The following is a 21546-nucleotide window of genomic DNA, read 5'->3' as shown; positions in this document are numbered from 1 at the left end:
GATGAACGCACCGACTGCCAACGAAGACCTGCTCTACTCCGTCACGGACGGCATCGCGCGGATCACCTTCAACCGCCCGCAGGCCCGCAACGCCATGACCTTCGCCATGTATGACCGCATGGCGGAGATATGCCAGGAGATCAACGCCGACCGCGCGATCAAGGCGCTGATCCTCACCGGCGCCGGCGACAAGGCGTTTGCCTCCGGGACCGACATTTCGCAGTTTCGCGCCTTCAAGACGGCGCAGGATGCGCTTGACTACGAGGCACGCATCGATCGCGTGCTTGGCACGCTCGAGCAGTGCCGCGTACCCGTGATCGCGGCCATCGCCGGTGCCTGCACCGGCGGCGGCGCCGGCATCGCTGCGTGCTGCGACCTGCGCATCGGCACCGCGACCACGCGCATGGGATTCCCGATCGCGCGGACGCTCGGCAACTGTCTGTCGATGTCGAACATCAGCCGCGTCGTCGCGCTGGTCGGACCTGCCCGCACCAAGGATCTGATCTTCAGGGCGCGTCTCGTTGAAGCGCAGGAAGCGCTGTCGCTTGGCCTGCTTACCGAAATCGTGCCTGATGTCGAGACGCTGCAGCGCCGCGCCGACGAGACTGCGAAGCTCGTTGCGAGTCACGCGCCGCTGACACTGGAGACGACCAAGGAAGCGGTGCGCCGCATCCGTCCGACGCTGTCGCGCGAACAGGGCGAGGACCTGATCCTCAAGGCCTATATGAGCGAAGACTTCCGCGAGGGCATGGACGCCTTCCTCAACAAGCGCACGCCGAACTGGAAGGGTCGGTAGCTCCGGCATCGCGGCTTCTACGCAAGGGCTCCCGTTTTTCTGCGGGGCCGCCGCGGTTGCAACCAATCTCATTCCAAAGTCATAAGCGGTGCGTCGCCGGGCGGCTTGAACCGGCCGGCGTTCGCCAGCACAATGCAGTTCGACTTTCGCTTCCGCGAATTGCCAATCCGAACAAGAACATAGAGAATAATCTGGAGAAGACACGCGTGGGACATGGAATGAAGGCCGCAATGACCGTGGCGGTCGCGCTTTGGGTTGCGCCGGCACTTGCCGGCTGGGAACCGACCAAACCCGTCGAGATCGTGGTGGCGGCGGGTGCGGGCGGCGCTTCCGACCAGATGGCGCGGATGATGCAGGCCGCGATTCAGAAGAACAATCTGATGAAGCAGCCCATGGTGGTCTCGCTCAAGGGCGGTGCGTCCGGCGCTGAAGCGCTGATGTACATGAAGTCGAGCGAGGGCGATCCGAACAAGGTGCTGATCGCCTATTCGTTGATCTACATGCTGCCGCTCTCGGCCAAGATTCCGTTCAACTGGCGCGAGCTGACCCCGGTCTCGGTGATCGCGCTCGACCAGTTCGTGCTGTGGGACAACAGTGCCGGCCCGAAGACGGTGAAGGAATTCGTCGAGGCCGCGAAGGCGGCGAGCTCGCCGTTCAAGATGGGCGGCACCGGCTCCAAGCGCGAGGACCACGTGTTGACCGTTTTCCTCGAGCAGAAGACCGGCGCAAAGTTCTCCTATCTGCCCTACAAGTCCGGCGGCGAGGCCGCGACCCAGCTGGTCGGCAACCACATCGAGTCCAACGTCAACAACCCGAGCGAAAATCTGGAAGTCTGGCGCGCCGGCCAGGTGCGTCCGCTGTGCGTGTTCGACAAGGAGCGCATCTCCTACACAGCTAAGGTCACGGACACGCAGTCCTGGGCGGACATCCCCACCTGCAAGGAAGAGGGCGTCGACGTCCAGTATCTGATGCTGCGCGCGATGTTCCTGCCCGGCAAGGTCACGCCGGAGCAGCAGGCCTTCTATGTCGAGCTGTTCCACAAGGTGACGCAGACGGCCGAGTACAAGGACTACATGGAAAAGCAGGCGCTGAAGCCGATCTTCCTCACCGGCAAGGACATGGTGCAATTCCTCGAGGAGGACGACGCTACCAACAAGTCGCTGATGACGGAAGCCGGTTTCGTCGCGAAGTAACTGCTCTTCTTTCTTCTCCCTCTCCCCGTTCTTACGGGGAGAGGGAGAATTGGCCGCACTCCGTCCCTGACAAAGCATGTCCCAAACCGATCTCGAAATCGTCGTCGACGATCCGGCCGCGCCCGAAGAAAATTCTCCGTCCGTCGCGAGCTCGGGCACGGTCGAAATCATCACCTGTATCCTGCTGCTCGCGCTCGCCGCCATCCTCGGCTACGACAATTGGCGCACCGGTGCGTCCTGGGATTCGACCGGGCCCGAGCCCGGCTATTTCCCGTTCTATCTCTCCCTCATTCTCGGCGGTGGCAGCCTCTACGGCCTGATCGCCGCGTTCCTCGCGCGCCGCGGGGCAAGCGAGACCTTCGTCACGCGCGCGCAGGCGCGCCGCGTGATGGCGGTATTCGTGCCGACGCTGCTGTTCTGCGTCGTGACGCAGTTCCTGGGCCTTTATGTCGCGAGCTTCCTGCTGATTGCGGGCTTCATGCGCCTCGTCGGCAAGATCGCGATGTGGAAATCGCTGCTCACGGCTTTCCTGTTCACGGCGATCATGTTCGTCACCTTCGACATCGCCTTCGACGTCATCATGCCGAAAGGGCCGCTCGAAGCGGCGTTCGGCTACTAGGCGGACCCGCGATGGAAGCTTTCGGTCTCCTGCTTCATGGCTTTGCCGTCCTGCTGGCGTGGAAAACGCTCGTGCTGATGATGGTCGGGCTGGTGCTCGGCATCTTCGTCGGCGTGCTGCCCGGGCTCGGCGGCCCCAACGGCGTCGCCATTCTGCTGCCGCTCACCTTCACGATGGATCCGACCTCGGCGATCGTGATGTTGTCCTGCATCTATTGGGGCGCGCTGTTCGGCGGTGCCATCACCTCGATCCTGTTCAACATCCCGGGCGAGGCGTGGTCGGTCGCCACCACCTTCGACGGCTATCCGATGGCGCAGCAGGGCAAGGCGGCGGAGGCGCTGACGGCGGCGTTCACCTCCTCCTTCATCGGCTCGCTGGTTGCGGTGCTTCTCATCACCTTCCTCGCGCCGATGATCTCGTCGTTTGCGCTGAAGTTCGGCCCGCCCGAGTTCTTCGCGGTGTATCTTTTGACCTTCTGCTCCTTTGTCGGCCTCGGGCGCGAGGCCAAGCACAAGACCGTCATCTCGATGTCGCTCGGGCTTCTGCTCGCCGGCATCGGCATGGATACGGTCTCGGGCCAGCTGCGTATGACCTTCGGCTCGTCGGAGCTCTTGCGCGGCATCAACTTCCTCGTCGCCGTGATCGGCCTGTTCGGCATCAGTGAGATCCTGCTGACCATGGAGGAGCGGCTGGCGCTGCGCGGCCACGCCGCCAGCATTTCGCTCCGGGTCGTGCTTGGTGTGTGGAAGGACTTGCCGAAATACTGGGTGACGTTGCTGCGTTCCTCCTTCATCGGCTGCTGGCTCGGCATCACCCCCGGCGGCGCGATCGCGGCGTCCTTCATGGGCTACAATCTGGCGAAACGCTTCGCCAAGGATCCCGAGAGCTTTGGCAAGGGCCGTATCGAGGGCGTGTTCGCACCCGAAACCGCGGCGCACGCTTCCGGCACTTCGGCGCTGTTGCCGATGCTGGCGCTCGGCATTCCGGGCTCCGGCACCGCTGCGATCCTGCTCGGCGGGTTGATGGTGTGGGGCCTCAATCCGGGGCCATTGCTGTTCGTCGAGCACAAGGATTTCGTCTGGGGCCTGATCGCCTCGATGTATCTCGGCAATGTCGTCGGTCTCGTGCTGGTGCTGACGACGGTGCCGATCTTCGCCTCGATCCTGCGTGTGCCGTTCGCCGCAGTGGCGCCGATGATCGTGGTGTCCTGCGCGATCGGGGCCTATGCGATCCAGAACGCGATGTTCGACATCTGGCTGATGCTCGGCTTCGGTATCGTCGGCTACGTCTTCAAGAAGATCGGCATTCCCTTGGCGCCGTTCACGCTTGCACTCGTGCTTGGCAACCGCGCCGAGGATGCGTTCCGCCTGTCGATGATCGGCTCCGGCGGTGATCTCAAGGTGTTCTGGTCAAACGCTCTCGTCGGCTCGATTACGACGCTGGCGATCGTCCTGTTATTCTGGCCGGCGATCGGTGGGCTGGTCGCCCGGATCGGGTTGAAATCGACGAAATCCGCGTGGCGAAAAAAAATCTCTTAATATCAATGGTAGCGACAGCTTGGTGACGGCGCTGTGCAACAGCAGGATCGCTAGCACGGGTGTTGATCAAGCGGCATGGCATCGTCTCCTTCAGGTCATTCTCGAGCGCAACTTTCGGCTGCCAGTCCGGCACCCCCTTCGTCTTGGCTAGGTCGGGCTGGCGCTGACGCGGGTCGTCCTGCGGCAGCGGCTTGAACACCAGCTTGGAGCGAGTCCGTGAGCTTGATGACTTTCTCGGCGAGCTCTCGGATGTGAACTCGGAATTGTTGCCGAGATTGATCGGGCCGGTCACGTCCTCGTCCGGTCGCCTGAAAGAAAAAGTCGATAGCCCAAATAAAAGCAGCGAATCCGGCAATGACGCCAACAATCAGTTGGACTATTCGTAAAGCAGCAACGGTCTGCACGGTCTCCGTGGCGCTCTCGCTTCACAGTGCGACCAAACGGGAGCGATAGCTCGAGTCTACGGGTTGTGAGCAGATTCAAGTCTCCTTCAAGGCGAGCCGTCAAATCAGATTTATCCCAAAATGAAGTGAATGACAAAGAAGGCGCCGGCAGCCACGAGGGCCGTCGCACTGATTGCGAAGACGGCCTCGTCCAAAATGGAGCCGCGCGCGCGAGCTACTGCGTCTCGTCAGTGTTGAAAAGCGGAAGGGCTGCCGATCACCCTGGCGTGCCGACATGCTAAGCCAGCGTCTGCGATCGGTGGCCGCCGATTGCCAATAATCTCAGTCAAACTCCCGCTGGTATCGAAAGGTCGGCAGGTTCCTTTTCGGCTAGCCGTCTCTGCAGCCAATGCCGAGGTTGTCGCAGGTAAGCGCGAAGGCTTCTTTCGCCTTAGCGTCCTCGAAGCAAAAGCGCGTGCCCATGTCGGCGCGGTCGGTATACCAAACCCCTTTATTTTCTTTGGCGATGCGAGAAGCTTCCCCGCGTAGGAGATCCAATCGTCTTCCCGCGGCGAAAACAATTAAGCAATTTTCCGTTGGCATTATGCCCGCCCTCCAATGTCAATTGGGACGGAACAACTCTGCCGGTGCTTTGCCGAAGCGCAAATGAAATAGATCACTATGGTTGCAGGATCCATTGGTTGAGGGAAGGCCCGCCGAGGCTGGCGAGCGAGCCTTCCCCCAGTACAAGGCCACCTGCTGCTAGCGGCCCCGTCCCAGACGGAATCCTGGAGCCAATTCCTTACCAGTGTCTATACGAAGGTAGTCTGCGAGCTCCGCATCAGCAGAGCTTGCGGGTTAGCTCAAACGGATTATTTTGCAACCTGTTTGAGAACTGTCTATTAGGAGCCACCCATTGCCGATATCGATTGAATCGATCGTTTCTGCTTATGTACGATTAGGAAACCGGCGAGCCCTGGAGAATATGCGAGACCTTCGGCGCAAGCTGCTGGAAACAGTACAAGCCACATCGAACATCGACCCGGCTCAGGCGCGAGATGCTGTACTTGAGGACCTTCGGGCGATCAAGGAGGGACTGGAGAAAGTTCGGCCCCGACCGGGCACAGTGCCTGAGAACGAATGGCGCTGAAATCAAACACGCGCTTTTTGTAGAAGGTTTGTCTGTCGTTCCATCTGCAGTGTGAGCTGCTTACGTTCGAGCTTGAGCGCGGCCTGCTGCTCCAGCGTGTTGTGACCGTCGCGCTCCAGAACACTGATCAGAAACGCTTGGTCTTCAATGTGCCGCTGCCGCATCTTTATCTCTGTCATCAAGGCTTCGAGCTCGCCCCGCAGATTCAAATCCACAACGGATGCTCCTTAAAAAGTATCGGCTAAAAAGGGGGGCACTATGAGCCTCGACAGCTTAAGTAAGGATTAGCTGAGCCATGACTCCGGTTCAGAGGAGGCCGATGACGCCGACGCAGGAGCTGCACTTTGCGCGGACGCTACCGTTTCTGATCTGCACAGCCTTTCTTTCGTCCAAATTCAGGCACTAGTTTTGCTTTTTAGAAAATGGAGAAGTTTAAGTGGCTATGGGTACGGTTAAGTGGTTCAATCCGACAAAGGGCTACGGGTTCATTCAACCTGACAACGGTGGCAAGGACGTATTCGTCCACATTTCAGCAGTTGAGAAAGCGGGTTTCACCTCACTTGCCGAAGGTGCCAAGGTCAGCTTCGACGTCGTGAACCATCGCGGCAAAGAGTCAGCGGAAAATCTTCGGATTGGTTGATAGGGCGAATGCACTCCGCCGGCTCAAAATACCAGTCGGCGGACGTTTGTTTGGCTCAATGGTTCAGTTCGTACCGGCGAATCTCGTTGAGGCGTGTCAGGCAATAATCCCATACAGCTCTTCAATAAGTGCCCACATGACTGAACTCCCCGTTGTCGATGCAGACAAGCTAAACCCGGTTTGTTTCCGGAGTGCTTCTTGGGTCATGAAAAAGGCTTCGTAGGCCCGCCGGTTCACGCTGGCGGCCCATTTTTTCGATCGGCGGTGATCTCAAGGGGGTCTGAATCAAACGGTCTCGTCGGCTCGATACGATGCTGGCGATCGTCCTGTTATTCTGGCCGGCGATCGGCGGGCTGCTCGCCCGGATCGGATGGACGCAACGGACCAGAGCGACATCGCTTGGAAGCAGCTCTATCGCTGAATGTTTAATCGGGATGCGCGTCCGCACAATCGGCTGGTCATGCCGAAGAAATAACTCAGGCGGTGCCAAAGGCTATGTATTGGGCGCCGAGCGGAAGGCCCCGCAAGGCGCCCTCGACGCGGCGTGCCGGCTCTGCCTCCCAGGGCAACAGTAGGAAATGATGCGCGCCGATCTCCCGCAGATCGCTGGCCGCCATCAATCTCCGCGCCTTGCGAGCGCTGAGCAAGACAGCGTCGCGATCGAATTCGCAGCGGGCAACGGCAAGGCGGGCAAGCGGATTGAGGGGGTTGTGCTCGATGATGCAGGCCAATCCCCCAGGGCGCACCACGCGCCGCATCTCATTGACGAAATGCGTCCATTGGGCGGGCGCGACGTGATGCAGCACGCAAATCGCGGTCACGAGATCGAAACTGCCGTCATCGAAGGGAAAGTTCCTGCCGTCGAAGCTCCGGTAGTCGCCGCCGGGATTGTCGGTGCGCGCTTGCTCGATGCTGGCCGATGAAACATCGATACCGGTCAGGCTGCCGGCGATGCCGCGCAGCAGCGGATGAAAGCTGCCGACGCCGCAACCGACGTCGAGCATTGCGGGTCTCGCCGATCCGAGTCGCCGCGCGATCAGTTCGCCCAGCAGGTCAGCTTTGGGGCGCATGAAGAAGCTGTGGGGCAGGCCCGAGAAGTCGATCGATGACTGGACGACGTCCCGGTAGTTGCTGCGGTACTGGTCGAAAAGCTCGCTCATCTGGGCTCACTGTCGGTGTAGGGCGTGAGCTGCGGCGCTTGCCGGCGCGGCCTGGGCGCGATCGAAGCCCAACCGTGTCTGCACGACGTAGAGGGGACGGTGTTTCACCTCGGCATGAATGCGGCCGATGTAGAGTCCGACGATGCCCGTCATGAGCATGTTCAGTCCGCACAGCAGCGATATGACGACAATGGTCGAGGACCAGCCGGCGACCAGGTGGCTGTCCTTGCTCATCCACAGCGCCAGCACCCAGCCGCCGTAAAGCAGCGCCAGGCACGACACCACGAGCCCACACCAGATTGCCAGGCGCAAGGGCACATCGGAAAAGCCGAGCGCGGCGGTCAACGCGAGACGCGTCATCTTGAGCAGCGGATATTTTGTTTCGCCGGCCGCGCGCTCAAGGCGATTGAAAGTCACTTCAGTCTGGCGGAAGCCGAGCCAGGCGATCATGCCGCGCACGAAGCGGTCCCGCTCCGGCATCTGACGCAGAGCGTCGAGCACCTTGCGATCGATCAGCCGGAAGTCACCGACGTCCGCCGGAATCCGAACCGAGGTCAAGTGCCCGAGTATCCGGTAGAACAAGTGGGCCGTCGTGCGCTTGAACCGGCTTTCGCCAGCGCGCGACAGGCGCCGCGCATAGACGACGTCGTAACCTTCTTCCCATTTGGCGATGAGTTGCTCCACGACCTCAGGCGGGTCCTGCAGGTCGGCATCCATAACCACGATCGCTTGGCCCTGCGCCGCGTCCATGCCGGCGGTGATGGCGACCTGGTGGCCGAAATTGCGCGACAGGCCGATCAAACGGTACCGCGGGTCGCGCTTGACGAGTGCTTCCAGCACGATGGGACTGCAATCGCTGCTGCCATCGTCCACGAAGATGACCTCCGCGGCCCCGCTGAGTCGGGTCAGCAGCAGGTCGAGCCGGCGCATCAGAACCGGTAGAACGGCCTCCTCGTTGTAGACCGGGACAATGATGCTGTAGCTGACCGGCCGGGAATCGATCGCCATTGGGGTCCATTCCGTTTTGAATGGGCGGGAATCTAGAGCGCCGGTGGTTAAAACGGCCTTGCCCGAACAACTAGGAACGGCCCGAACCGAGGCTCTTTTTTCGTGATAGCCGGGAGGGAGGCGTCAATCAGGCTGATCCGGCCGGGCCGGGGTCCCCGAACTGACAGGCATCCAAAATGATATCCACTGGGAGACTGCCCCTTTCGTGAGCGCCTTAGACGACGCCCGCCCCCCTTAGACTTTCGATCTCGTCATCGTCAAAGCCGAATTCCTTCAGCACCTCGTCGGTCTGCTCGCCGAATTCCGGCGGGCGCGCCACCATCCGGCTCGGCGTGCGCGACAGTGTCACGGGCTGGCCCACCAGGCGGATGTGGCGGTCCTCGTCATTGGGCACGTCCTGCGCGATGCCGAGATGCTTGACCTGCGCGTCCTCGAACATCTGGTCGATGGCGTAGATCGGGCCGCAGGGCACGCCGGCCTCGTTGAGCTCGCGCACCCAGGTCTCGGTCGACTTCGTCGCCGTGCGCTTCTCGATCTCGGCGTTGAGCGCATCGCGGTTCTTAGAGCGGGCAGGGGCCGTCGCGTAGTCGGGATGATCGTAGAGTTCCGGCGCGCCGATCGCCTGCGCGCAGCGCTCCCAGATCCGTCCGCCCGTGGTTGCGATGTTGATGTAGCCGTCCGAGGTCTTGAACACGCCGGTCGGAATGCTGGTCGGATGGTTGTTGCCGGCCTGCTTGGCGACCTCCTTCTCCATCAGCCAGCGCGCGGCCTGGAAGTCGAGCATGAAGATCTGGGCCTGCAGCAGCGAGGTCTGCACCCACTGGCCCTTGCCGGAGACCTCGCGCTCGAGCAGCGCGGTGAGGATGCCGATGGCGCAGAACAGCCCCGCGGTGAGGTCGGCGACGGGAATGCCGACCCGCATCGGGCCTTGACCCGGCGCGCCGGTGATCGACATCAGTCCGCCCATGCCTTGCGCGATCTGATCGAAGCCCGGGCGCTTATGATAGGGGCCGTCCTGGCCGAAGCCCGAGATGCTGCCATAGACGATGCGTGGGTTGATCGCGGCGACGCTCTCATAGTCGATGCCGAGCTTCCTCTTCACGTCGGGGCGGAAGTTCTCGACCACGACGTCGGCCTTGGCGGCGAGGCGCTTGAACACGGCAAGCCCGCGCTCGTCCTTCAGGTTCAGCGTCATCGCCCGCTTGTTGCGGTGCAAATTCTGGAAGTCGGCCCCGTGCCGCGGTCCGCCCGGTTGCTCGCCGCCGGAATCCTCGGTCAACGCGTCAATCTTGATCACCGTGGCGCCCCAGTCCGCGAGTTGCCGCACGCAGGTGGGCCCCGAGCGGACGCGGGTCAGATCGAGCACGGTGAAGCGCGACAGGGCTTCGGAAGCGTATGGAAAGGGCATTTCAAGGCTCCGGTGAATGCAGGGAGGGGCAGTGGCTCTGATCGATCAATTCGAGCGAGAATTCAATGCCCGGAGCACGGTGGCGAGTTCCCCGGCCTAATGCGGAATTCAGTAGCTTTGACGGGATGTTACCTTATTATTGACGGTAGTTAACCGGGTTGAATCGACAGAGGCTTTGTGGACAAAAGGCCCCGCTAAAGCTCGCATTGTTGGTTCCACGAAACCACAAATTAACGTGGGGATCGAATCCTGACGCCCGAGCCTGATAGGGCCGTCGCTTTGTACTGCTACTTCCCATGACTGCAGCTTGATACGAGATGATCCCATGAGAACATCGACTGACGAACTGCTCTCCGACGATCCATTCTATACCGTTGTCGGTAATAGCATTGAGGGCAGTTATTTCCCGGACACCGCGGGAGCCACTCCCGGTTCGACCACCACGACCGGTTCCGTCATGTCGGTCAATTCGGGTGGCATCACCATCAACCTGATCCTCGATGCCGCGGCGCAGGCCGCGCCGGCCAGCTTCAAGAACGGTCTGCAACAAGCGGTCTCGATCCTTGCGGCCAATATCACCGACAAGATCACCGTCAACATCAATATCGACTACAGTGGCACAGGCGGCGGTGCAGCGGCTGGGCCCGACAACGGCCTCTACGAGAATTATTCGTGGGTCCACTCGCAGCTGGTGAACAACGCCAGCTCAGGCGACACCACGTTTAATAGCCTTCCCAGCGGGACGGCGATCCAGGGACAGTCGAACGTTGCCGCCTGGAATGCGCAGCTGAAGCTTTGGGGTGTCATTGGTGCCAACGACACAACGACTGACGACGCCAGCGCGTATTTCTCAACCGACATCAATCCAAATCAATTAGTCGGTGTCGCGCTGCATGAGCTGACCCACGCGATGGGCCGCGTGCCCTATGGCTCGGCGCCTGATGTCTTCGATTTCTTCCGTTTCACGAGCCCGGGCGCGCCCCTGTTTTCGGGTGCCCAGACCGCGCCGCCTGCCTATTTCTCGCTGGACGGGGGCAACACCAGGCTCGCCGACTACGGACAGAACTCCGACCCGAGCGACTTCCTCAACAGCGGGGTGCAAGGGCCCAATGATCCTTTTAACGAATACTACACTGGCAGTACCTATCAAGGGCTGACGGCGATCGACCTCAAGCAGCTTGACGCGCTCGGCTTTCACCTTGCGACGAACTCGCCGACAATAATCGAGTCCTATGGCGCAACCAGCCTGGTGCAGGCCGGCAGCAACTACTTCGTGAATCCCACGGTTGGCGGCAGCGGTCCGTCGCTGAAGTATGGCGGCACCAGCATTACGGCGGGGCAGTGGGGCGGCTGGGTGCCGATCGGTGCGGAAGCTACCGGCAGCGGTTACGAGGTCGCCTGGAAGCTCATCGGCGCGGATCAATACACGGTGTGGAACACGGACGCTAACGGCAACGATACGGTGAACAATATCGGCACAGTGTCGGGCAGCAGCACAGCGTTGCAGTCGCTGGAGACCAGCTTCCATCAAGACCTCAACGGCGACGGCGTGATCGGTGTTCTCGGCGTGGCCGGCGTGACGATCGAGTCCTATGGCTCAACGAGCCTGCTGCAGTCGGGCAACTATTATTTCGCCAATTCGACGGCGGGCGGGATCGGGCCGACCCTGAAATATGGCGGCGCCAGCATCACGGTGGGGCAATGGGGCGGCTGGGTCCCGATCGGCGTCGAAGCCGCGGGCAGTGGATACGAGGTCGCCTGGAAGTTCGCCGGCGCGGATCAATATACGGTCTGGAACACCGACTCCAACGGGAACGACACCGTCAACAATATCGGCACGGTGTCGGGGAGCAGCGCCGCGTTGCAGTCGTTGGAGACCAGCTTTCACCAGGACCTCAATGGCGACGGTATCATCGGTGTTTCCGCGTTAGCAACCGCAATGATCGAGTCCTACGGCGCCACCAGCCTGAAACAGTCGGGAGGCAATTACTTCGTCACTCCATCTGCGGGCGGCACCGGGCCGACGCTGAAATACGGCGGCGCCAGCATCACGGTCGGGCAATGGGGCGGCTGGGCGCCGATTGGCGCGGAAGCAACTGGCAGTGGTTATGAGGTCGCCTGGAAGCTTGCGGGAGCCGATCAATACACGGTCTGGAACACGGACGCCAACGGCAACGACACCGTCAACAATACCGGCACGGTGCCTGGGAGCAGCACTGTACTGGAGTCGCTGGAGACCAGCTTTCATCAGGACCTCAATGGCGATGGCGTCATCGGAATTCCCAGCCATACGAGTCCGCAGGATGTGATGGTCGCGAAAGACGGCTTTACGTTCGCGCCCAGCGCGAGCACTCCCTCGAGCGCAATGGACTCCGCGGCCGCGCCCTTGGCTGTTGGCGCCCATACGGCCGTTCACTTGGATACCAGCGGGCTTCCGGCCGCCGGCCAGCCGGTGATCGATGTCCTGGTCGATTGGCTGGACCACCACCAGGACTCGTTCGCCGGCTTTATCCTTCCTCACTGACGGCGTGTTGTGCCGACGTCACGGCTACGCCACGTTGACCGCCGAGCGAAGTTGTTGAGCCTGCGCTCAAGGACCAACAAACACGTTGGACCTCGCAATTCTCTTCAGGCTAGAATACGGGCCCTAAAGCATGATCCGGAAGAGTGCGAAACGGTTTTCCGAAAGATCATGCTCAGCCAAAAGCGCGATGCTGATTTGACCTAATCCCATCGCCTTTTTAGTTTACAGCGGGAGAAATCGTGCAAAAGCAGCCGATTGTCGTCTTCGGGACTGGTGAAATCGCCGAGTTGGCCGATTTCTACTTTACTGCTGATTCCGGCTATGAACCGGCCGCGTTCACGGTCGATGCAGCTTATCTCAAGCAACACGAGTTTCGCGGGCGCCGGGTCGTTGCTTTCGAGGAGGTTACCGAGAGATTTCCGCCAGACCGTTTCGGCGCCTTCGTGGCCGTGAGCTATGCTAAGATCAACGCCGTGCGGACTGAAAAGGTCGCGGCCTTCAAGGCCAAGGGTTATCGCCTCGTCAGCTATTTGAGCAGTCGCGCGACCACATTTCCCGGGTTCAATCTCGGGGAGAACTGCTTCATATTGGAAGACAACACCATCCAGCCTTTCGCGGCGGTCGGCGCCAATGTGACCTTGTGGAGCGGCAACCATATCGGCCATCACTCCGTGATCGAGGACGACGTTTTTCTCGCATCCCATGTCGTTGTGTCAGGCGGCGTGCGGCTCGGGCAGGGAAGCTTCGTGGGCGTCAACGTCACGATCCGGGATCATGTGACGATCGGCAAGAAGTGCGTGCTTGGCGCCGGCGCCCTCGTGCTAGAGAATCAGCCGGACTTCTCGGTGGTAGCCCCGCGTGGTTCGGAACGCTCGGCGGTGCCCAGCACGCGCTTACGAAATCTTTGAGGCACGCGATGTCTTGGAGGCGCCTCGGCTTGGTCTACGTTCCGGATGGCACGCTGTCATGGGCGCGGAGCCATGCGGCTCTGGCCACTCCGCTTCATCTTGTCGGGGACACATTCCGTTTCTTCTTCAGCTCACGGGATTTCGACAAGCGTTCGCACGTTGGTTGGGCGGACGTCGAGATCTGCGAAACGCCTCGCGTCCTGGACGTCGCGCGTGGGCCTGTGCTAGCGCCGGGCCCGGATGGCACCTTTGATGACAGCGGCATCGGCATCGGCAGCATCGTCGCGACGGATGGCGAGCTTTTGATCTACTATATGGGCTGGAATCTCGGGACGCGCTCGCCATGGCGGAACGCCATTGGACTTGCACGATCTCGCCTCCCCGGCGGCCCGTTCACGCGATTTTCACCTGGTCCGATCCTAGATCGTTCAGTGGAGGACCCTTACACGCTTTCTTATCCGTGCGTCTTGCGGCTCAGTCCTCAAGATTGGCGCATGTGGTATGGTTCAAATCTCGCTGCTGCAGTCGGCAACGCCGACATGCAACATGCGATCAAGCAGGCGCGGTCGATCGACGGAATTCGTTGGACACGCGACGGCAGAACTGTCGTGGGGTTCGCCGACGAGACCGAATATGCACTCGCGCGTCCGAGCGTGATCAAGGTCGGCAGCGCTCTCCTGATGTGTTTCGCGTGCCGCGGGCCGCACTACCGCGTTGGCGCTGCCGCCTCGCGCGACGATGGGACAAAGTGGACGCGGATAGACTTGACGATGGGACTTGATGCATCCGGTAGTGGCTGGGACGGCGACATGGCCTGCTACCCGGCCTTGTTCTGGCACGCCGAACGACTTTGGATGGCTTATAGTGGCAATGGCTATGGGGCGACTGGGTTTGGCCTTGCCGTCTGGGACGGACCGCTTGCTCTGGATCTCTAGGTAACCTTCCGCAGCGAGTTCTGCGGTAAATTGCAAGCAGTGGACGCGGAAGCTGCGCAAGAGGTCCCTGCACAAGGTCATTTGCGAGATCTTAGCAGCAAGTTAGGTCGATCAGGCTGCGGAGGCCTGAAGCCGCAGGCGCGCCGTGATCACGCTTCCGAACCACCGCGCCAATCGCACGGCTGGGTCATTGACGAGGTGTGCGAACAGGATAGCGGCCGCGATTGAGCTGACGATGACGAGGCCGTCGACTGCAAGACCCCTAGCAATTGGAGGGTTGTTTCGCATCATGGGCTCGCCAAGCATAGATATCACGGGCCCATGAACAAGATAGAGCGGGAAGGACAGCCATCCAAGCCATTCGGATATTGGATTGCTCATGAGGTTGCGAATCGACGGAAGGCTTATTGATCCTGCGATCAGCAAAGGAGCGGCGATCATTCCCCAGGCCAGGACGCTATAGGGGAAAAGCATTGGAATGAGAGCACCGCCAGCAATCACAGCCAAAGCCGCAACAAAGGCGGACATCCTGTTGAGCCAGCCCCGCAGCATCGCATCGGCAAGTGCAATACCAAGTGGAAAGATAGCCAGCATCTGACTCGTTGAGCTTTCTGCCAGATAGAACAAGATGGCTGCGAGACTGGCCAAGACGGCCAATCGAAACCTTATCCGCCTGACGATGATCGCAGCAGCCAACGTAATCATTGAACCCCACATTTCCGGCTGCATGGTCCAGAGGGGCCCTGCGTAAGTCTCAAGAGGGCTGTAGCGGAAAAACACATCGAAAAGGCCGAAGGTCAAAAGATGTCTCAGCGTCGGCTCAAACTGGAACAGGAAACGAAAGTGCGGTAGCCGGTCGGGCGTGTCGAGCCAGCCGGATAGCAAGACAAGGTGCACCAAGAGACAGATGGCGAAGACCGGGATTGCAAGCCTAATGTAACGGGCCGCCGCAATGCGAGCAATGCCGCCGATCTCACCAGAGGTCAGATAGCCGACTGAAAGCGAGATGGCTGAAATCACGAAGAAACAGAACACGGCCATGCCGCCGTTGAACGGCAACACATATCGGAGGTGCGTGGCCCATGGTACCGGCGGCAACCCATCCACAAAAACGTGGAAGAGAACCACGAATACGGAGGCCCATCCGCGCATGCCGTCGAGAAACTTTAGTCGCACTAGGCCTCCCGTTGCGGGCTTTTCCTAACATCTTTATCGAAGGAACGTCCATGGTGGAGGGCCGTCGCAATCGCAGAATTCCGGATGCCGGTCTAGAGGCAGCTGATCAGAGAAGCCGGGTTTGCTCGGCTCGCGCCGGTTCCTCGGGCGTCGTCAGCTGGATTGACGCCCAGCAGTTCAGGAAGGTTCTGCAGGGGCGGCTGGGGTCGAAAACCCGATGGGGGACGGACTTGACCACCGTCATCGAAGTCGACTGCTCAAACCGCCTGCTCGATCAAGCGGATTTAAGGATGCCGCACCAAAATCGTGAACTCGTACAGTCCGTAGTCTTGTAGCAGTGCGACAGATCTGCCGTAGCGCGACAGGCAATAACTGAGCATCAGCGAAGGGTCCGCATAATACAGATTTGGTCTTCGCCGGTCCTCATCGCTCGACAGGCTCAGGACGTTGAAGCCAAATCCCTTGCGGCCGGCGCCGGCAAGGACATCCATGGTTTGGTGGACATAGTCCAGCCAAATCTCGGCCGAGACGGTCCCCTTCACGTTGAAGACCCCGCTGGCGATCGCGAAGTCGGTCGCTTCAACCGGCACGGCGCCGACGCGCCAGCGCCGATCCTCACCCTCACCATGCAGACTCCGCGCCGCTTCGATCATATCGGGCGCAATATCGTAGCCAGTAAATGTGCCGCGATGGCCCGAGCTTCTCAAGAAGCCCAGGAAGTCGCCAAAGCCGCAGCCGAGATCGATGATCGACCCGTCAGGGTCGTTTTCGATTAATCGCAAGAACTGCCGGTGCCGGAGCTGGTGCGATTCTGGCCCGTTCCAGTCGACACCACGCGCGGTCGCTCCGTGGATCTCGAGCTTGGAAGCATAGTAGGCAGCGACGTCGCTCAGTATCTTTGCTTGGCGCAAGCTATCGGTTTTCATGGGGCAAGCCTTAATCCGTCCTTAGGTCGTCCCATCGCCGGAGCGATAAACGGCGCGTACGACGGTATAGGGTCTGCGCTTGGTCTCAGCGAGAATGCTTGAAATGTAAATTCCAAGAATGCCGAGTATCAGAGTGATGAGCCCGCCCAGAAACCATAGCGAGATGATCTGAGAGGTAAAGCCGCTCACTCCGATCCCATGCGTCAGGTAACGGAACAGAAAGTAGATGACGACGCCGATCGATGTCGTAAAGATCACTAGCCCCGTGTAGAACACGAGGTACAGCAATCGCATTGAAGACGTCGTCAAATGTTTCACGGCAAGATCGATCCGTTTCCAGATCGAATAGGTTGACGGTGATGTCGCGAGCTTTCCGACGATCATGGGTATTTGGCGAAATCCGGTGGCCTCCCACAGATCGGAGATGACGAATTCCCGATCGCGATGTCGGACCAGGGCCTTGACGTAATTGGCTGTCATCAGCCGCGAAGTCACGAGATTACGCGGCAAGGGGCGGTCGCCAAGCGCATCGACCAAGGCAAAAAAGACGGCGCCGCTTACCCGCTCGAGCAATCCGCCCTTTCGCTTTTGTTGCACGCCATAGACGACGTCACAATCGCCCTGGCGAAATCGCTCATAGAAGCGGGCGAGGTCTTCCGGCTGTTCCTCCAAGTCGCTATCGATCAAGAAAACGAGTTCGCCGGAAGCGTAGGCCAAGCCAGTCATGATCGCTTTATGATGTCCGAAATTGCGGGACAGATCGACGACGATGATGCGCGGATTCGAGCTGCGCAGTTTCAATGCAACATCGAGGCTCCGGTCGGGGGAACCGTCATTCACCATGATCAACTCGATATCGTCGGTGATCCTGCGCGCGGCCTCGGTCGCACGCCGATGGAATTCCTCGACGTAGGGTGCGGAGCGGTACAGCGTGGTAACAATCGAGAGTTTCATCGGGCAGCCTTTGCCTTCGGCGGATTGCTTGCCCCGTGCGTGGAACGACCGGTCGGGGTCTTAGCGCGCAGGATACGTTGTGGTCCGAGGGGAAGATTGTTGCTGTGCAAAAGGACTTGTCGTTCCGCAGACTTGAAGCCGCTTCGCCACACCAGATTTTCCTCGATCCACACTTCTTCTAAACCCACCAAGGACATACGACAGGCAGCTTCCATGCGCAATTGACAGAATGAATCAACGTCGGCGGTACACGCAACAAAAGTGCACGGCTATTGAACCATTGTCGCGGAGCGAGGGACATAACGTCAGAGTGGCGCCTTCCATCGGTCAGCCTTGAGTCTCGTCTTGATTTATTCCCGAAATTTCTTTGCTTTCGTATCTGTTCGATTCGATGGGCATCGAAGCAATACTGCATTCGTTTCAGCATTGGTCATTGGTCTATTCCTGCCATTCCTCGCATCAGCTCCGGCCCATGCTCAGGCATCGCGAACAGGGGATCGGGCCTGGGCGATGATGCCTATCCCTGCAGTCGGACGGCTCCCTGCAACACCTTCGCCGGAGCAATCTCCAAGACCGCGGGGTTCGGCGAGATCGACTGTCTGGATCCAGCCGGTTATGGTGCGGTGACGATTACCAAATCTATTACGGTAAATTGCACAAATCGGGTCCGTTCTAGTTGCGGGCACGAATGGTATCGCTATCAGCGCGGCGACGACCGACAAGGTCGTTCCCCAACATCCAGCTTCAGGGGCTCGCAGATTCGGCTTCGCCAGGTCTCAAGGGTGTTCGCATTCTGAGCCGCAGCGTTGGTAGCGCTCGAAGATTGCGTCATCACCCAATTCTCCCAAGCCGGCATAGGTGATGCGCGAACGGCTGGCAACACACAGCTCTGTATCCGCAACACCATCATCGGCAACAATACTGGAACCGGGATAGCTCTCGTCACCACGGATCTAAACAGGGCCATTGGGAAGGAGCTCATGTCGTCGGAACCTGTTCGGCATCGCGGCCGCCATGGGTAACAGCGCCATGGTCACACGCTCGCATTTTCTAGCAAAACCACGGGTGTCGAGGCCGACACGGGCGGGCCCTCTGTATCGACAGCAGTTGGATCTCAGGGAACGGCACCAGCGTTCAGTCGGCCAGCAACCTCCGTCTGTCGAAATCCGACGTCACATTCAACACCGGGCTTCAACGGAGCGGCCATCACCTACGGCAACAGCCGACCCTCGGCAACACCGCGCTTGGAACCTCGCCCGCGGCTGCGGGCGGTGCTGTCAGCAATCTGGGTGAATAAGTCCTGCTTGCTTACGAGCAGCTTCCTTCGCGCGAATTGGACAGATCCCGGGGCCGATGACGTTAGACCGCACTTTTTTGGCGGACGAAACGTGGCGCTTCGGGACCGGCGTTAAACAGCAGGTCGAGCACGCTGAGGGCATGCTCAAACTGACCATGCAGCTGCGGATACTCTAGATACCCTTCGTAGCTCATCCATTCAGTGGCGATGCCAGCGGTAGCGAGCAGCGACTCGTCGAGATAAGCGCGCGCAGATGGGCCGCTAAGATAGCGGTCTGCGCCCGCAGCAGCCGCAATTGCGATAAGTCTTGCGGTCTTGGCGCCCTCTGCGGGATAGTCGGTATCCCTCACTATACGGGTTCGCATCCTAAGCAGCGCGGCGATTTCTCTTGTAAACAATTCGTTGATGTCAGTGAGAAACATCTCCTTGTCGGCGCGCTCGTACCAGCCCTGCACGAGCGGCGCCAGAGTCTCGAAGAACGGCGCGCGACGGTAGGCCAGTTCCAGCGCGCGCCAGTGCTTCTCGGCCCAAGGCTTCTCGATCTCGACCTCGTCGATCGCCTGGTCAAAGCGCCCCTTCGTGATGACGGGTATCGTCAGCCACTCCAGCCCGTTAGCGGTTTTGATCCGGTTTCGATTATGCCAGTGCCGCTTGACGAATTGCATGCGATCGAAGATCACGTATTCGTCGCACTGTCCGATGAGGTCAAAAAATCCCTTCCATGGGATATAGCATGACTGGATGATCGAAATTAACAACTTGCCGTTCCTGTCAAGAATTCGCCCGGAGCCCAGATGCAGGCCTATCTAACTCTTTCCAGCCGTGGGTAAAAGGGCATTACCGCTCCGGACCTGTGCTTGAAAGATGCGGGGCGTGGTTATTTGGCCGCACTTGCGCAGCTAGCGTTCACCACGGACCACAATTCTCCTTTTGTCTTGATCTGCGTCCGAAGCGGCGTCCCAAGATGTTCGACGCAATACGTGTTCAACAACGATTGCTGCTCGGGTGCAGCAATCAGGGGAATGCCCGCCTCGGTTCGCAATCGCACGAGAAAGCCTCGGTGCGCCGCCTCGTCTGCAGTGGGCACAGAAAATGGTGCAAGGGTCAACACCCCGAGGGCGTATATTCGAGTCGAGCGGACATCGTCCACGCGCGTGAATACAGGAAACACTGCTTCGAAGGGCAGCGCGTCGCCCCAAACGAACGTCGATTCCGGTGAGCTGAATTTTTGAAGGCGGGCGAGCGCGATGGCTCGGTCGCTTGCAGTGGCCTCTCCGATGAGATGCCATGCGTTCGAGACGGCGCCGGCAAGCAGGGCGGCGGTCAGCGCGAGGTCCCTCCATCGCGGCAGCTGAGGTTGCATGGAGACGGCGGCAAAGATCAGCAACCCGAGCAGAGGGAAGCAGACGCGAGCTGGCGGAGGGCGTCCGACTGACGCAAAAGCAAAAATGGCGGCGAAGAAGAGGGCCCAGACGGCGAACAGACGCGGCCGCAGCAGGATCATCAGCAGCGCGATACTGATATATGTAAGCGTTCGGAGTGAGGGACTCTGCGGTATGGCAAGAAGGGCATCGAGACTGGATGCGAGGTTTCTCTCCAGAATCATCTGCGCTGGAATTTCGCGGATGAGCGAGCGCAACAATTCCGGATTGGAGAGCTGCGGGTCGATGAAGAACCAGTTACTGACGAGCCGAATGTCGTTCCTGGACAAGCCATGACGCTGCATGAGATCCGGACGTTCTAGGATGAATGTGGCGGAGCCAAAATCCGTCAGCGGGGCGCGCGCCAGGTTCTGCTGCCGGAAGGTCTGCCATTCGGGCGGCAAGTAGGCGCGCGCGTCAGCGATGGCTGCGCCAGCGACGCAAATCAAGAGCAAGGCCGCTGCAAGGCGAGCGGACCGTGAGGCAGCCAATTTTCCCCACGGCAGCAGGGGCAGAGCTACAGCGACGACCAGAGCCAATTCAAGGTCTCGGATCAGATATGCGAAGAATGCCAGGCAACAAGCTGCGACGAGATCGTAAACCGATCGGCGGCGACAAAACGCCTGCAGGCCGAGCGCGGCTGCAATACCTAGCAATCCGGCCGTCTCGGTGAACTGCGGAAACAGGATAGGGCGCGTGAAGACGATGGTCAGGACCAAGGTGGCGACCATCGGCCTGACACCCAGGCGCAGTAAAAAATAGACGGTCGCCGCACCAGCTAAGGCCAGTGACAGCAATGTCGCGATGGAGTAGCCAAGTATGCCGTCGACCGAGGGAAGGCTGCGGACGATGGCGCCCCACAAAACGTTGGAAAAGAACAAGTGATCCGAGCCGTAGTCGGCAATGCCGTACCCATGAGCAACCATTGACATCGCGACGTCGTCATTGGTCTCCCATTTCGGATCGAAGATCGAGCAAAGCAAGATCATCCAGGCGATCGCGATCGAGGCGGCGATCAGCAGGTGCCGGATGGACGACGCTTCGCGGTCGAGCGCTCTCGGGCTGATCGGCGAAGCAGTCGAAACGTTCGTATTCATTGATTGCAGGAACAGTCGTTTTCTTGGCCAACCGCCCATCACAGCCGATGGGCGGGCCAATTTTACATGTCCATCGATCGCTCCGTCATAGTAAAATGAATCGGTGATGGCAATTGCCCCCGGCCCGCGGTGGCGGGAGGTCGCGGCGGCGGACGCCGTCACCACGTGGGAAGGTCGCCCATGCGCGCTTGAGGGCGCTGGAATGGGCGCTGAGCCGCGAGCACTGAGCCGCGCGGATCGTGCCGCAAGACCCTCTCCGGCAAAAAAGCCGAAAACAACCCCATGCACCGTAGGCGAGAGGTGCGTCACGCCTGCGCCGCAACGGCGATTCCGCGTGGGCGCGCCGGGCTTAAGCCAGCCGCCGAGCCAGTTCAGATATTAGGGCTCGCTGAGCCATCCGAGCCAGATCAACG

General features: G+C 60.1%; 18 protein-coding genes. 8 read left to right on the top strand and 10 right to left on the bottom strand.

What is annotated here, in order from left to right; all coding sequences use genetic code 11:
• Position 1 precedes the first annotated feature (1 nt).
• The 4 genes from ACVIIW_RS34030 (at position 2) to ACVIIW_RS34015 (ending at position 4146) form a co-directional block, all read left to right on the top strand.
• On the top strand, positions 2-796 hold the full coding sequence (locus tag ACVIIW_RS34030; protein ID WP_456704705.1) for an enoyl-CoA hydratase/isomerase family protein: 795 nt from the start codon (positions 2-4) through the stop codon (positions 794-796).
• A 218-nt stretch (positions 797-1014) separates the two neighbouring features.
• A complete protein-coding gene (locus ACVIIW_RS34025; protein ID WP_456704704.1) occupies positions 1015-1989 on the top strand; it encodes a Bug family tripartite tricarboxylate transporter substrate binding protein in 975 nt (324 codons plus the stop codon).
• Between the two features lie 76 nt (positions 1990-2065).
• Positions 2066-2608 (top strand): tripartite tricarboxylate transporter TctB family protein, encoded by a 543-nt coding sequence (locus ACVIIW_RS34020; protein ID WP_456704703.1) that lies wholly within the window; start codon positions 2066-2068, stop codon positions 2606-2608.
• A gap of 11 nt (positions 2609-2619) precedes the next feature.
• Complete coding sequence (locus ACVIIW_RS34015) at positions 2620-4146, top strand: tripartite tricarboxylate transporter permease (protein WP_456704702.1); 1527 nt, start codon at positions 2620-2622, stop codon at positions 4144-4146.
• Between the two features lie 773 nt (positions 4147-4919).
• Here ACVIIW_RS34015 and ACVIIW_RS34010 read toward each other — a convergent pair.
• Together ACVIIW_RS34010 and ACVIIW_RS34005 are read right to left on the bottom strand one after the other, a co-directional pair.
• A complete protein-coding gene (locus ACVIIW_RS34010; protein WP_456704701.1) occupies positions 4920-5132 on the bottom strand; it encodes a hypothetical protein in 213 nt (70 codons plus the stop codon).
• Between the two features lie 549 nt (positions 5133-5681).
• Entirely contained in the window at positions 5682-5894 is a 213-nt protein-coding gene (locus tag ACVIIW_RS34005; RefSeq protein ID WP_456704700.1) for a hypothetical protein, read from the bottom strand.
• Positions 5895-6115: 221 nt separating this feature from the next.
• Between ACVIIW_RS34005 and ACVIIW_RS34000 the strand changes: the two genes are divergently transcribed.
• Positions 6116-6319 (top strand): cold-shock protein, encoded by a 204-nt coding sequence (locus tag ACVIIW_RS34000; protein WP_092228929.1) that lies wholly within the window; start codon positions 6116-6118, stop codon positions 6317-6319.
• 476 nt (positions 6320-6795) lie between these two features.
• Here the strand turns inward: ACVIIW_RS34000 and ACVIIW_RS33995 are convergent, their stop codons facing one another.
• The 3 genes from ACVIIW_RS33995 to ACVIIW_RS33985 all read right to left on the bottom strand — a co-directional run bounded on the left by ACVIIW_RS33995 (position 6796) and on the right by ACVIIW_RS33985 (position 9895).
• Positions 6796-7479, bottom strand: a complete 684-nt coding sequence (locus tag ACVIIW_RS33995; protein WP_456704699.1) for a class I SAM-dependent methyltransferase — start codon at positions 7477-7479, stop codon at positions 6796-6798.
• 6 nt (positions 7480-7485) lie between these two features.
• Positions 7486-8487 carry a glycosyltransferase family 2 protein gene (locus tag ACVIIW_RS33990; protein ID WP_456704698.1) on the bottom strand — a complete coding sequence of 334 codons (1002 nt, stop codon included), beginning with the start codon at positions 8485-8487 and terminating at the stop codon, positions 7486-7488.
• Between the two features lie 214 nt (positions 8488-8701).
• Entirely contained in the window at positions 8702-9895 is a 1194-nt protein-coding gene (locus ACVIIW_RS33985; protein WP_456704697.1) for a CaiB/BaiF CoA transferase family protein, read from the bottom strand.
• Between the two features lie 325 nt (positions 9896-10220).
• On the opposite strand from ACVIIW_RS33985, the gene ACVIIW_RS33980 reads away from it, so the two are divergent.
• From ACVIIW_RS33980 to ACVIIW_RS33970, 3 genes are all read left to right on the top strand, one after another.
• Positions 10221-12419 carry an NF038122 family metalloprotease gene (locus ACVIIW_RS33980; RefSeq protein ID WP_456704696.1) on the top strand — a complete coding sequence of 733 codons (2199 nt, stop codon included), beginning with the start codon at positions 10221-10223 and terminating at the stop codon, positions 12417-12419.
• 239 nt (positions 12420-12658) lie between these two features.
• Positions 12659-13327, top strand: coding sequence for an acetyltransferase (locus ACVIIW_RS33975; protein ID WP_456704695.1), 669 nt, complete (start codon positions 12659-12661; stop codon positions 13325-13327).
• Positions 13328-13356: 29 nt separating this feature from the next.
• On the top strand, positions 13357-14262 hold the full coding sequence (locus ACVIIW_RS33970; RefSeq protein WP_456704694.1) for a hypothetical protein: 906 nt from the start codon (positions 13357-13359) through the stop codon (positions 14260-14262).
• Positions 14263-14373: 111 nt separating this feature from the next.
• Here the strand turns inward: ACVIIW_RS33970 and ACVIIW_RS33965 are convergent, their stop codons facing one another.
• The 5 genes from ACVIIW_RS33965 to ACVIIW_RS33945 all read right to left on the bottom strand — a co-directional run bounded on the left by ACVIIW_RS33965 (position 14374) and on the right by ACVIIW_RS33945 (position 21298).
• Positions 14374-15438, bottom strand: a complete 1065-nt coding sequence (locus ACVIIW_RS33965; RefSeq protein WP_456704693.1) for an acyltransferase family protein — start codon at positions 15436-15438, stop codon at positions 14374-14376.
• Between the two features lie 284 nt (positions 15439-15722).
• Positions 15723-16364 (bottom strand): class I SAM-dependent methyltransferase, encoded by a 642-nt coding sequence (locus tag ACVIIW_RS33960; protein WP_456704692.1) that lies wholly within the window; start codon positions 16362-16364, stop codon positions 15723-15725.
• Positions 16365-16385: 21 nt separating this feature from the next.
• Positions 16386-17318 carry a glycosyltransferase family 2 protein gene (locus ACVIIW_RS33955; protein WP_456704691.1) on the bottom strand — a complete coding sequence of 311 codons (933 nt, stop codon included), beginning with the start codon at positions 17316-17318 and terminating at the stop codon, positions 16386-16388.
• A 1359-nt stretch (positions 17319-18677) separates the two neighbouring features.
• Positions 18678-19373, bottom strand: coding sequence for a WbqC family protein (locus tag ACVIIW_RS33950; RefSeq protein ID WP_456704690.1), 696 nt, complete (start codon positions 19371-19373; stop codon positions 18678-18680).
• A gap of 119 nt (positions 19374-19492) precedes the next feature.
• Positions 19493-21298, bottom strand: coding sequence for a hypothetical protein (locus ACVIIW_RS33945; protein ID WP_456704689.1), 1806 nt, complete (start codon positions 21296-21298; stop codon positions 19493-19495).
• Between the last annotated feature and the right edge of the window lie 248 nt (positions 21299-21546).

Source organism: Bradyrhizobium sp. USDA 4449 (assembly GCF_054056275.1).
This window is presented reverse-complemented; position numbering and strand designations above follow the sequence as displayed.